Source organism: Rhodovastum atsumiense, from assembly GCF_937425535.1.
GTDB classification, from domain to species: Bacteria; Pseudomonadota; Alphaproteobacteria; order Acetobacterales; family Acetobacteraceae; genus Rhodovastum; species Rhodovastum atsumiense.
Window position 1 is genome coordinate 49,829 of record NZ_OW485604.1, and the last position, 12,419, is coordinate 62,247.

Annotated in this window: 8 protein-coding genes; 4 read left to right on the forward strand and 4 right to left on the reverse strand. The window is 66.0% G+C overall.

Annotated elements, in window-relative coordinates; genetic code table 11:
• The first annotated feature begins 5 nt into the window (after nucleotides 1–5).
• From tnpC to NBY65_RS31150, 3 genes are all read left to right on the forward strand, one after another.
• The gene (gene tnpC, locus NBY65_RS31140) at nucleotides 6–1,583 is read left to right on the forward strand and encodes an IS66 family transposase (RefSeq protein WP_250266017.1); all 1,578 of its coding nucleotides are present in this window, start codon (nucleotides 6–8) and stop codon (nucleotides 1,581–1,583) included.
• Between the two features lie 130 nt (nucleotides 1,584–1,713).
• Nucleotides 1,714–2,211 carry a UPF0149 family protein gene (locus tag NBY65_RS31145; RefSeq protein ID WP_250266018.1) on the forward strand — a complete coding sequence of 166 codons (498 nt, stop codon included), beginning with the start codon at nucleotides 1,714–1,716 and terminating at the stop codon, nucleotides 2,209–2,211.
• Nucleotides 2,212–2,379: 168 nt separating this feature from the next.
• Nucleotides 2,380–2,580, forward strand: coding sequence for a dihydrofolate reductase family protein (locus NBY65_RS31150; protein WP_275266353.1), 201 nt, complete (start codon nucleotides 2,380–2,382; stop codon nucleotides 2,578–2,580).
• Between the two features lie 7 nt (nucleotides 2,581–2,587).
• On the opposite strand, the gene NBY65_RS31155 is transcribed toward NBY65_RS31150, so the two are convergent.
• The 3 genes from NBY65_RS31155 to NBY65_RS31165 form a co-directional block, all read right to left on the reverse strand.
• Nucleotides 2,588–2,818 (reverse strand): hypothetical protein, encoded by a 231-nt coding sequence (locus NBY65_RS31155; RefSeq protein ID WP_150045879.1) that lies wholly within the window; start codon nucleotides 2,816–2,818, stop codon nucleotides 2,588–2,590.
• Nucleotides 2,819–3,098: 280 nt separating this feature from the next.
• Nucleotides 3,099–3,809, reverse strand: coding sequence for an IS6 family transposase (locus NBY65_RS31160; RefSeq protein WP_250266019.1), 711 nt, complete (start codon nucleotides 3,807–3,809; stop codon nucleotides 3,099–3,101).
• Between the two features lie 194 nt (nucleotides 3,810–4,003).
• Nucleotides 4,004–5,914: a sensor domain-containing diguanylate cyclase gene (locus NBY65_RS31165; protein WP_150045171.1), complete on the reverse strand. Its 1,911-nt coding sequence runs from the start codon at nucleotides 5,912–5,914 to the stop codon at nucleotides 4,004–4,006.
• Nucleotides 5,915–6,174: 260 nt separating this feature from the next.
• On the opposite strand from NBY65_RS31165, the gene NBY65_RS31170 reads away from it, so the two are divergent.
• Nucleotides 6,175–7,107 carry an IS1595 family transposase gene (locus tag NBY65_RS31170; protein ID WP_239003152.1) on the forward strand — a complete coding sequence of 311 codons (933 nt, stop codon included), beginning with the start codon at nucleotides 6,175–6,177 and terminating at the stop codon, nucleotides 7,105–7,107.
• Between the two features lie 1,068 nt (nucleotides 7,108–8,175).
• Here NBY65_RS31170 and NBY65_RS31175 read toward each other — a convergent pair.
• The gene (locus NBY65_RS31175; protein WP_250266021.1) at nucleotides 8,176–11,862 is read right to left on the reverse strand and encodes a PAS domain S-box protein; all 3,687 of its coding nucleotides are present in this window, start codon (nucleotides 11,860–11,862) and stop codon (nucleotides 8,176–8,178) included.
• Nucleotides 11,863–12,419 lie beyond the last annotated feature (557 nt).

Consider the following 12,419-nt stretch of genomic DNA (forward strand, 5'->3'; position numbering starts at 1 on the left):
TGGCTATGCCGCTGCGCCGCGAAGATCTCCCCACCGATCCCGACCAGCTTATCGCGCTGGCCCTGGAACTCGCGGCGGAGAACGAGCGGCTGCGCGCAGCGCTGAAGACGATCAACACCCTGCATTTTGGCACGAAATCCGAGCGGTTGGTGGTCGTCGTGGACGGGCAGATGACGCTGGGTCTCGGCGACCTGGCCACCGACGCGAGTCCACCGCCACCGCCGGCCAACGACGCTGGCACGGCAAAGCCGAAGGCGCCGGCCAGACCTTCGCACAAACCGGCACGCCGCAACATCGGTGCCCTGCCCACGCACCTGCCACGGTGTGAGCGGGTGATCGAGCCGGACAATACCAGCTGCCCGTGCTGCAGCGGCCGGATGCACCGCATCGGTGAATGTGCGACCGAGGAACTCGACATCGTGCCGGCGATCCTGCGGGTGCTGCGCACGGTGCGGCCGAAATATGGCTGCCGTGCCTGCGAGAGCGCCGTGGTGCAGGCGCCGGCTCCCTCGCGGCTGATCACCGCCGGCATGGCCTCCACGGCCCTGGTCTCCTGGGTCGTGGTCTCCCGTTTCGCCTGGGCCATGCCGCTCAACCGACAGACCCGGATGCTCGCCGGCTACGGGATCGCGCTCGATTGCTCGACCCTGGTGCACTGGGTCGATCGCGCCGCCTGGTGGCTTGAGGGCTTGTATGACCTGCAGCTGAAGACGATCCACAGCTTCCAGCATGTCTTTTGTGACGAAACCCCATTGCCGGTGCTCGAGAAAGGACGTCGCCGGACGCGCAAGTGTCAGCTGTGGGCGCACGCGGTGGACGACGGGCCCTGGCAGGGACCCGCGCCGCCGGCCGTGGCCTATGTGTTCAGCACTGGCCGCGATACCGAGGCGATCGCCACCCAACTCGGGGATGACTTCACCGGCATTCTGCAAGTTGACGGATACGGCGCCTACAAGGCGTTGGTGAAGCGCACCCGGCGCGGCAAGATCCGGCTTGCCTTCTGTCTCGCGCACGCGCGTCGGAAGTTCGTGGCCGTGCACAAGACCACGCAGTCGACAGCCGCCGCAGAGATCCTCGTCGAGATCGCCGCGATCTATGCCATCGAGAAGCGCATTCGGGGCGGCACGGCCGACCAGCGACTGGCGGTGCGCCAAGCTGAGAGCAAGCCGCTGATGGCAGCGCTGAAGCGCCGGCTGACCGAATTGCTCGCGGAAATCTCGGTGAAATCGACGCTGGCAGCGGCGATCCGCTACACGCTGAGGCACTGGGACGGCCTGACGTTGTTTCTCGAAGACGGCCGCGTGGAAGCCGACAGTAATACTGTGGAACGTTCGATGCGGATCATCGGCCAGGGCCGGCACAGTTCGCTCTTTGCGGGATCGGAACGCGGCGGACGCACCTGGGCGATCCTGACATCGCTGCTGAATACGTGCCGGCTGAACGACGTCGATCCGCTGACCTGGCTGACCGACGTGCTGGAGCGCATCGTCTCTGGCCGCACCAAGAGCCATCAACTGCACGAGTTGCTGGTCTGGAACTGGAAGGCCGCCCGCATGCCTCAGTCGTTGCAGGAAGCAGCATGACACGCCGATCGACCAAGCCGGTGCCGTCATCGGCCACCGCCAGCGTGGCTCGTCCGCCCATGCCGCTCGACGAACTCGACCGCTGGCTGCGCACCCCCGTCCGCGAACCCCCATCGCCGACGGCCTGGCCATGCTCGACGGCTTTCTCACCGCCATCGTCGTTGGCCCGGTCACCTATGAACCGCTCGGCTGGATCTGCCCGCTGCTCGGCGTCAGCAAGAACGCGTATTGCCACGGCGACACGCCGGAGTTCGCCGCCATCGCCGCTGTCGCCAAATACCACAATGCGCTGGCCGCCACGCTGAGCGAGACGCCGGACCAGTTCACGCCGCGGTTCGACCGGAGCGAATCGGGTGCGGTTGATGTCGGGCCCTGGTGCCGCGGCTTCCATGCCGCCATCCAGCTCAATCCGAAATACTGGCGCCCCCTGCTGCCCGCACGGCGGCAGGCCCATCTCTGGCTGATCCCTATCCTCGCCCACTGCACCGACCCCGACGGCCGCCCGGTCCCGGGGGCCCCACCTCCGGGACCACTGACCGAACTGGCCCGCTTCGACGCCCATCGCAACATCCCGTCCGCCGTCGTCGCCATGCGCGAATTCTGGGCGCCCACCCGCTACGGCCGCTGACCACCGGGCGTGCGGAGTACGCAACCGCCGCACCCTCACCTCAGCAGCCGCGCGCCTGCGCCAGCACTCCGCTACCTGCTGCGTCTCCAATCATCGTCCGCGCCCCCGCCAGTCTCGCCGCGCGCGCGTGACAGCGCCAGGTGATCAGGTCGCAATGGTTACGTTTGGATCGAAGGCGGCGGCCAAGTCGTTCGGTCCATGATCGCGATCGGCAAGATCGACGTGATCGAGATGGCCGTAATCCCTGTCATTCTGGGCGATGGAATTCCGCTCTTTCCGCAGGGCACCGGCGAGTTGAAGCTTTGGCTCGCCAAGTGCGAGATCAAGGCAAAGGGCGCTCTGCATCTGGTCTACGAGCGCATGGACTGACCCGAGTCTAATCGCTGGATCGATTCTTTCCCCGGCGCGCCCGAGGCGCCTTCGCGGGTGGATCCGGATCTGGCGGCCGGGGCCCCCAACTGGCAATCATCCGCGCGCACTCCCGGGCCCGGTCGATGTTCTCGATGCCGGGGAAGTGGCGGCGCAACTCGACGGCGGCGGCCAGCTCGCCGGACGTCTGATACGCCTCGCGGATGGCGGCGGCGGTGGCTTCGTCGACCAGGAACATGCCGTGCAACATGGCCTGCGGGATCGCAAAGGCAACTGCCGTTTGCGCGATCTGTCAGAAGCGCTTTCGCGCGCGGCGCTGACCTGCCTTCTGGTCGGCAGTTGTGGCCGTTCCATAGCGTGCCGAAGCCGGCGCCGAGCGACTGTTCAAGCGGCGTGGCCGGTGCGGGGCCCATTGGTCATACCAACTGCATCGCCGGCAACGCCGTGCAGGACAGCAGGCATTGTCAAGTTGTCGGCCTATGGCCGCGCTTGGTCGCGCCGCACGACTTTCCTCGTGTTCACGCTGCGATCTGGACGCACGTCTCCTGCCGCCACACCCGGAAGGCCTCGGCGCGCGCACGCCGGTATTGAGCGGCGGTCATCAGATGGCGCCGCGGCCGGAAGTGACCGTAGATCATGGCGTGCGATGACAAGAAACGCTGAGCCTGCTTCGATGACTTGAACCGCTGCATCTGCCGCTCTCGACATCGCGTCGGCCGGTGTGAGTTCTCCGCTCTGTTGTTCAGATACCGGCTGCTCCGGTGTTTCACCTCGGGTAGGATCTCGCGGTGCGCGGCGCCATAGCTGCGCAGGCCATCGGTGATGAGGCGCTTCGGTTTGTACCTCAGCCCAGCGAGCAGGCGCTTGAAGAAGTGCTTCGCCGCGGCCGCATTCCGGCGGCCCTGCACCAGGATGTCGAGTACGACACCGTGCTGGTCCACCGCGCGCCAGAGATAGTGCAGCTCGCCGTTGATCCGCAGGAAAACCTCATCAAGGTGCCAGATGTCGCCCGGCTTTGGCCATCGTCTCCGGAGCTTGCGGGCGAAGTCGGCGCCGAACTTGTGGCACCACTGTCGAATGCTCTCGTGGCTGACCGTGACGCCCCGCTCGGCGAGGATCAGTTCCACCTCTCGGAAGCTCAGGCCGAAGACATGGTAGAGCCAGACCGCGTATCTGATGATCTCGGCTGGGAAGCGGTATCCCGGGTAGGTGGCGGGCTCGGAGGTCATCTCGGCAGAATGCCTCAGCCGCATCGTTCCGGCCAGAGGCCGCGAACTTGACAATGCCATTTGCGGCATCCGGTTCCGCCCCGAAGGGCGTGCCGTCTGTCGCGGACGCTGGGGATGAACCCCTTCCTGGCTGCGGCTTGCCCCCGACGCCGTCCCGGCGACAAGGGTCCGCACAACCGGACCTCCGACTTCCACTAACACCGGACCGCCTCAGTGCCCCCGCCGACCGCGGCGTGCACCGTGCGGTTCCGACCGCCGGCCTTGGCTGCGTAGAGGGCCCGGTCGGCGTCGGCGAGGAGCGACGCCACCGCCGTGTCAGGCCCAGGGTGGACCGAGACGGCACCGACGCTGACCGTGACGATCCCTGCCGGTGCACGTTCATGCGGCATGTTCCATGCCGCCACAGCCTTCCGGATGGCCTCGGCGACGCGGACGGCACCTTCGGAAGGCGTGTTCGGCAGGATGACCGCGAACTCCTCGCCGCCGTGGCGGACCCCGACGTCCCCGGGGCGCCTGATGACCGACCGTATGGCTTCCGCGATGTTGCGGAGCACCTGGTCGCCCATGGGATGGCCGTAGCGGTCATTGTAGAGCTTGAAGCAGTCGGCATCGAGTAGGAGCAGCGAAAGAGGTTGCGCTTCGCGCCGCATCCGCCGCACCTCCTGCTCCAGCAACCGATCGAACTGGCGGCGGTTGGCGAGGCCCGTCAGCGCGTCTGTCGTCGCCTGCTGCGCCAATTCCTCCGTGAGGGCCGCGAGCGCGTCCTCGGCCTGCTTGCGGGCGGTGACGTCACGCGCGATTGTGACGATTTCGTCGGCCTCCCCGCCCGGGCGGTTGCGGATGAGGCTGCTCTGGGACTCGATCCAGACGACCGACCCGTCCTTGTGCAGCACCCGGTATGTGGCGGTGACTTGCGGGATTCCGCCGCGCAGGCGGGCGAGCACCAGTTCCACGATGGGGCGGTCATCCGGGTGCACGTTGGCCGTCCAGCGCCGGCCGACCAGTTCGTCAGGGCGGTAGCCGACCAGGTGCTCGGTCGAGGGAGACAGGTAGCGGCGGACGCCGTCAAGGCCCGTGCGGAGAATGGCGTCGCTTGAGTAATCTGCGACCGCACGGTACTGCGCCTCACTGGCGCGCGCGGCACGCTCCGCCTCCAACCGCCGCCTCACCTCGCGGCGCAGCAGCGCAACCAGCATCATGCCCGTCCCGCCGAGTGCGACGACAATCAGTGCGATCTGCAGCGCCTTGGTGCGCCATTCGGCATAGACCGTGTCCATCGCGGTCGCCGTGACAACGATGAGCGGGTGGTCGCCCACCTTCCGATACGCATACAGCCGGCGGACGCCGTCGACGACCGACGTCTCTTCGAAGGTGCCACTGTCAGCATCGGCGAAGTGCCGGAGCACCACCGAGTGGGGAAATGTCTTGCCGATGACACTCTCATCCTTTGGCGGAGCGCGCGCGACGATGGTGCCGTCCGTCTGCAAGAGTGTCAGTGTGCCGCGGTCACCCAGGTCGAGCCCCCGCACCAACTCGCTGAAGCTGGCCAGCCTCATCGTTCCGGCGACAATGCCGACGAAGGCGCCGTCCGGGGACGGAAGCCGGCGGCTGAGCGCGATCGCCCAGTCGCCGCCGTGCATGCGGCGGAACGGGTGGCTGATATGGAGTCCCGCGTCGGCCCGGTCACGGTGGACCGTGAAGTAGTCCCGCCCGGAGACATTACCCGCCCGCGGCATGTCGGAGACGGACTCATAGATCCTGTCGCCGGCGGCATCGATCACCATGACCGCGCCGAGGTCGTGGGCAGTAGTGGAGATGTCGAACAACGCCGCCTGGCGCAGCCCAGGTTCGGCGGTCCCGATGCCGGGCAGCGACAATGACTTGATCGCCCCCTGCAGGGAAAGGTCCAAACCGTCAATGTTGCGGGAGAGGTCCCGCTCCACCACGGTCGTCAGATTGGCAGCCGCCAAGGCCGCCTTGTTCCAGGCTTCCTGGCGGGCCTCCCACATGACCCAGAGTGCAAAGGCGAAAAAGCCAGCCAGCAGGGCAGGACCTGTGGCAAGGAACGCCCTGAGCAGGCGAGGCGGCACCCCGGATGGCATCATGCGGATTCTCTGCAGCCATGGTCCTTGCGTTGCCGCGGGCTCTGCGCCCGCATCCCCGGGTTCTCCCGAGAAGCTCTCGATGTCACATCAGCGTGAATAAAGTCCACTAAAAACATTCTTTAATAAATTTGGCATTGCAATTTTGGAATCAGCGACAAAAGTGACGTCATGTTGTTGCCCGCTTATCAACCAATCTGCCCGCTCTTGTACCCTGGCGGGCATGAGCGCAGAATCGCCTGCAGCGGAAAGGAGCGGGGCCGATGCGAGCGATCATGCAGGGGCTGACGGATGCAGAGTTCGAGCGGCTGTATAGCACGGAAGAGCAGTGTCTGACGGCGTGGGTGAAAGTACGCCAGGACGCAGGAATGCCTTGCCCACGCTGCAACAATCCGAAGAGCTACGTCTATGGTGAGCGGGTCTGCTGCACGCGGTGTGACATGCGTTGGTCGATCACCTCTGGCAGCGTCATGGCCGACACGAAGCTTCCGTTCACCGCCTGGTTCCGCGCGATGCACCTGATGACCAGCACCAAGCAGGGCATTTCCGCCGTCGAACTCGGGCGCCGACTGGGCGTCAGCTATCCGACGGCGTGGTACCTGCACAAACGCATTCGCCACGCGATGACGCAGGAGAGTGATCGCTGTCAGCTTAGTGCGCCGATCGAAGGCAGATCGACACCAATCGTGGAGGCCGATGACGTCTATCTCGGCGGTGAACGTAACGAGGGCAGTGGCACTGCCGGCAAGACCCGCGTCATCGCCGCAGCCGAGCGTCATCCGAGTGGCCGTATGGGCGCTGTCGCCATGCAAGTGGTCAGCGGTTTCTCCAACGCCGAGGCCGCAGCTTTCCGAGATACCCACCTCGCAGCCGGGGCGAAAGTTTATACCGACGGTATGCCGGCGTTCCACGCCTTTGGCGAGGGCGGGCGCACCCACGTCGCCACCGTCACAGGCGGCAAGCGTCCCGAACGCGAGCGCGGTGCGCCATTCTTCAACGTCAACACGCTGATCTCCAATCTCAGCACGTCGTTGAAGGCGACCTTCAAATTGTTCTCGCCCAAACATCTGCCCGACTATCTCGGGGCCTTCTGCTGGACAGCCAATCGTCGGCGCAACATGCGCGGCATGGTCGACGCCCTATGCAGCGCCGCCGCACGTTCGTCCCGCCTCACTCGTCGAACCGTCTACGCATAGCGGGCAGATTGGTTGATAAGCGGGATGTTGTTAAATTTAAACTCGATTATATTCGGCCTTCTGCCAGTCAGCACAGATTGCGTCTTGTGGCGGAGCATCGCCATCTGCGGTCCAGGCGGGATCATGCGCCTTTGCACACGCCGTTCGGCTGCCTGCCGCACTGATGCCCACCATCCGCCGCAGCGTTTCTGCAACGCAATCGCCAAGGAAAATACGCCCCCCGCAGGTCGGGGGCCAACGCGGCCTGCCGGCGATCAAGGAAAACGCGCCCCGAACGGTCCCGGACCGCGACCGCATCCGCCAACCGGGCGCCGATGTGGCACCGGTGCGGCGGCGCCAGAACATTGACGGCCGACTCTCAGTTCGGCAGGAGTGGGCCCGCAGGCCGAAGCTTCCTTTGACTGGGATGCCGCAATGAACAACCGTCGCACGTCTTCCATTGGTATGCCTCGGCGTGCCGACATGGGCCATGCCCTTGCCGCCGAGACTCACGAGCATGCTGCCAGAGCTCATCGTCTCGCCGCCGAGAGTTGCGTGCGGGGGAACCATGCGGCGGCGCTTGAATTCGCTGGTCAGGCCGTGCAGCAGGCGCACAATGCCGACCTTCTGTCGCGCAACGCCCACAATTCAACCCGGGAGACACCCGCGTCCACAAGATAGAAGTGCTGCGACGACGTCATATCAATGCTCAGAGATCGGAACCGATGCCCCGGAGTGCTGCTGTCGAGAGCAGCGCATCCCAAGGCATCGATCGGTTCTGGTCAACGAGCATTGGTATCAGTCCCGCTTCCCGGCTGGCGGAGAAAATCGGGAAATCTGCGGCTACGACGCCCGGCACTTGAAGCATCGTCTGCCGGCATCGGCCAGACGGCGGAACCCGACCACCAAGTCGGCGCTTTTATTGAGCCGGCCTGGTGGTCTTGGATGGGTGGACGCGATCCCAGAAGAATGGGATACCTTTTTCCTCGGATTTGTTCCAGACCACCAAGCCGGCTCAATAATCAACCGGCGTGCCTGGTTCGCCGGCACGGCCTTGGGCGAAATGTCCGTCGCTGGGGCCATCCGCGGTCACCGCTTCGCCGATTTGAGGCTGGCCTCGATGCGCGCGGCCAAGGCTTGGGCCGACACCGGCTTGCGGACGAGCGTGAAGTCGCCCTTGCCGGACAGGGCCGCCCGTTCCCCGACGTAGCCGGTCAGCAGAAAGCATGGCATTTTCGGCCTGCGCTCGCGGGCGTGCTGGATGGTCATCACTCCGTTCATGTCAGGCATCGAGAGATCGCTCACCAGGGCGTCGACGATTTCGCCCGCGTCGAGCAAAGCGATGGCCTCGGCGCCGCTGGCACCCGTCAGCGTCTCGAAGCCGAGGTCCTCGAGTTGCGCGGCCAGGGTCTCCCGGACCAGATCGTCATCGTCGATGAGAAGGATGCGGGCCGACGTGTCGAGGGCCGGGTACCCATTGCCTTCATCGGTTGGAACCCATACGGCGTCGCCCGTGGCCTGACGCAGCCACAACGAGATTGCTGTCCCTGAGCCAGGAGTGCTGGTGATCGACATGGCGCCGCCGGATTGCTCGGCGAAGCCCTTCACCATCGGCAGCCCCAGGCCGGTGCCGTGGCCGGGGGGCTTGGTGGTGAAGAACGGATCCGTCGCCTTGGCGATGGTCGCCGCGTCCATGCCCGTTCCGGTGTCGGTGACGCTCAACCGCACATAGGCCCCCGGCGCGAGCCCGACCGGATGGCGGTCGCCTTCGCCGACGTGCTCGGCTTCAGCCGAGAGAGTGAGCGTGCCGCCGTCGGGCATGGCGTCACGCGCGTTGGTGCCGAGGTTGACCAACGCCGTCTCGAGCTGCCCCCGGTCGGCGAGGAGGGAAGGAACGGACCCCGCAACCATGTCGCGCACCGTGATTGTGGTGCCGAGCGTGTGGGCGAGCACTTCGCGAACATTGTGGAGCAGTTCGGCCGGAACAAGCACCTCGGTCCGAAACTCTCCCCGGCGCGCGAAGGAAAGCAGACGTTGGGTGATGGAGACACCACGGACGGAGGCGTCGATCGCGGCGCGCGCGAGACGCCGTGTCTTCTCGTGGTCCTCCGGCCGCCGCTCGATGAGCGTGGCCGCCCCCGACACCGCCTGCAGGATGTTGTTGAAGTCGTGTGCGATGCCGCCCGCGAGCTGGCCGAGCGCCTGCACTTTCTGCGCCTGCGCGAGCTGGCCGGAGAGGTCGCGCTGCTCCGTGATGTCACGGCCTTCGGGAATGATCCACATGATCTCGCCCGTCGCGTCGTCGCGCACCGGCTTGAGGGAGAAATCGATCAGGATGCGGCGCCCCCCCGCGCCGAGCACCTCGACCTCGCGGCGGATGACCGCACCCCGGGCGGCTTCGGCAATCTCCCGGCGCAGCCGGTCCCGTTCGGTTGCGGGCCACCAGCCGGTTTCCCAGAAGGGGCGTCCGACCGTGTCGTCACGCGCGAGGCCGCCCGCCTCCAAGGCCGTGCGGTTGGCTTCCAGCAGCGTGCCGTCGGATGACAGCAAGCCGATGAACTGGAATTGTGAATCGAAGATGGCGCGGAACCGCGCCTCCGCCGCGGCCAGTGCCGCCGTGCGTTCGGCGACGCAGCGCTCCAGCTCGTCCTTGCGGGCAGTGAGATCCTCCCGGGCGGCGACGATCTCGGTGATGTCCTGCTGCGCGCTGATGGCACGCTCCGGCCTGCCGTCCGGCCCGAGGAAGACTTCGGCGCGCATGGCCACCCAGTGCACCGCCCCATCGGGACGGCGGATGCGGAACTCCGATGCGAAGGCACCGCCCTTTGCATAGATGTCACCCGCCTCGGCTTTCATCCGCTCGCAGTCCTCCGGATGCACCAGGGTGATGGTCGCGGTGGCCGGGAGGCGGGGCTGGCCAGGCGGCAGGCCGTAGAGGCGGGCGAACTCCGGGGAAACGAGCACCGTGTCCTCCGCGAAGCTGCGGTCGGTGAAGGCGATCCCGCCCACCTGTTGCACCAGGCGCAGCCGGGCCTCGCTGTCGCGCACCGCCGCCTCGGCCTGCTTGCGGGCGGTGGCGTCGCGGATGATGCCGGTGAGGCACCGTCTATCCCCCGTGCCGAACGAACTGACCGACAGGTCAATCGGGAATTCCGAGCCGTCGCGGCGGACGGCCATCAACTCCCGTCCGGGGACGCCGATGACGCGTGGTGGTGCTCCGGCCCGGTGGGCCGCGATGTGGGCACCGTGCCGGGCCGCCTCGGCCGCGGGCATCAGCACGCCGAGGTCGCGGCCGACGAGGTCCTCCGGCCGATCGTAGCCGAACATGCGCAGCGTGGCGCGGTTGACCGAGACGATCCGGCCGTCGGCATGGGCGACGACAATGCCTTCCGCGGCGGTGTCCAGGACCGAGCGGAGTTCCGCCTGGGTCTCGCGCAGCGTGGCCTCGACGCGGTGTAGGGCGGTGATGTCGGTCACGTTTTCCATGATCGCCAAGGTGTGTTCCCCGGCCTCCCGGCGCAGCACCTTGCGGGAGGAGACAACCACTTCGGTGCCCTCCTTGGTGTTTTGCCTCAGTTCGCCGGTCCATTCGCCGTCGCGCAGCAGCGCGGCCTCAATGTCGGCCAGCGGCACCGAGAAGGCTGTTCGGAGAAGGTCATGCGCCGATTGCCCCAACGCTTCCTTGGCGGTCCAGCCATAGAGGCGGCGGCAGCCCTCCGACCAGAAGCGGATGGTGCCGTCCGGATCGCGCACCATGACGGCAGCAAGGTCCATCATGTCCAGTAGGTTGCGCATCCTTGATTCCGCTTCGCGCAGCCTGGTCACGTCCGTCATATTCTCCATGACGGCGAAACCCTCCCCGTCTGGGAAGCGGCGCAGGACCTTCCGGGTGGCCACGACCACTTCGCTGCCGTCCCGGCTGCGCTGGCGCACATCGCCGGTCCATTCGCCGTCGCGCAGCAGCGTGGCCTCGATGTCGGACAGCGGCACCGGGAAGGCTGTTCGGAGGAGGTCATGCGCCGATTGTCCCAACGCTTCCTCGGCCGTCCAGCCATAGAGGCGGCGGCATCCCTCCGACCAGAAGCGTATGGCGCCGTCGAGATCCCGCACCATGATGGCGGCAATGTCCATCATGTCCAGCAGGCGCTGGCGCTCGGCCGCCGCGGTCGCAGCGCGCCTCGCGATCGTCGAGGCGGCGAACGACCGGGCAAACACGGCCACAGCCAGCGTGATGCCGAAGCCTGCGGCAAGAAGCAGCCCGGCAAGAACCTGCACCGACCCGCCCTGGAGCCGCTGCCGCTCGGCGCGCCCCGCCTCGAGCAGCGACTGTTCCTCGGCGACCATTTCCGCGGCGGTCCGCCGGGCCGCATCCATGAGGTGCTTTTCCTGGCGCGACCAAACAGTGTCCAAGGCAGCTTGTCTGTCGCCGCTCTGAGCCAGCTCGATCGTCTTGGCACTTACCGCCCCCCTGGCCCGGAGAAGGCCCTCCAGGATCCGCAGGCGGTCCTGCTGACGCGGGTTGTCGGCAGTGAGATCCTGGGCCTTGGCCAAGTGCCGCCAGATCGTTTCGGAGCCTTCCTGGTAGGGTTCGAGATACTCGGCCTCTCCCGTCAGCAGGAAGCCGCGCTGCCCCGTCTTGACGTCCTCCGCACCCGTCAGGATGCCGTCAACGACTCTGATGACCTCGTAGGTGTGTTCAACCCAGGCGGCAGCCGCGGCGGCACCATGCTCTCTGTCCGTGACGAGTTTGTAAGCGCCGAACACCGCCGCGCCCATCACTGCCATTGCCAGGCAGACCGCACCGGCTACCAGGATGGCGGTCCTGCGGTCCGAAAACGGGTCGGGAGTGGTGATTTGCGACTTCGTGCCGTGCGAGGACGGAGCTGTGGGATGGCGGGGCGTCGGGCTTTCAGTCACTCGGATCTCCGGGCAACGGTGCGGGGTGGTGGTTCCCCTTCACGGCAGGCGGGAACATCACAACCGCATTCTTCCGATTTTTGGTTATCAGAAACCAAGCAAAGAATTGTTGGATTGAAAAATGCCTGCCGGATGTTTGCATCTGGTTTTTATTGAATGTAAGTTCGCAAGAACTACCAACCTAATCGGGCCTTACTCATCCACGACACATAAGCGCAAAACCATACCAAGATATTCTCGCAATTGGCTCGTTTTAAGTCACCCATCTTTGTGTTAAATGTCACGGTAATGTGAATTCATTGCTCGGCGAGCACGACGCCTTGCCGGGTGGGGAACAACCTTCGTGCGCAGCCTCGTGGGCCGCCTATTACCCACCACCTCCTTTGCCTTGCTCCCGGCCCTCGTCGTTGTGGGTC

What these genes read in the sequence shown, in the direction of transcription:
- tnpC (WP_250266017.1), top strand. Translation starts at nt 6, where the DNA reads ATGCCGCTGCGCCGCGAAGATCTCCCCACCGATCCCGACCAGCTTATC.
- NBY65_RS31145 (WP_250266018.1), top strand. Translation starts at nt 1,714, where the DNA reads ATGCTCGACGGCTTTCTCACCGCCATCGTCGTTGGCCCGGTCACCTAT.
- NBY65_RS31155 (WP_150045879.1), bottom strand. Translation starts at nt 2,818, where the DNA reads ATGTTCCTGGTCGACGAAGCCACCGCCGCCGCCATCCGCGAGGCGTAT.
- NBY65_RS31160 (WP_250266019.1), bottom strand. Translation starts at nt 3,809, where the DNA reads ATGACCTCCGAGCCCGCCACCTACCCGGGATACCGCTTCCCAGCCGAG.
- NBY65_RS31165 (WP_150045171.1), bottom strand. Translation starts at nt 5,914, where the DNA reads ATGATGCCATCCGGGGTGCCGCCTCGCCTGCTCAGGGCGTTCCTTGCC.
- NBY65_RS31170 (WP_239003152.1), top strand. Translation starts at nt 6,175, where the DNA reads ATGCGAGCGATCATGCAGGGGCTGACGGATGCAGAGTTCGAGCGGCTG.
- NBY65_RS31175 (WP_250266021.1), bottom strand. Translation starts at nt 11,862, where the DNA reads ATGGGCGCGGCGGTGTTCGGCGCTTACAAACTCGTCACGGACAGAGAG.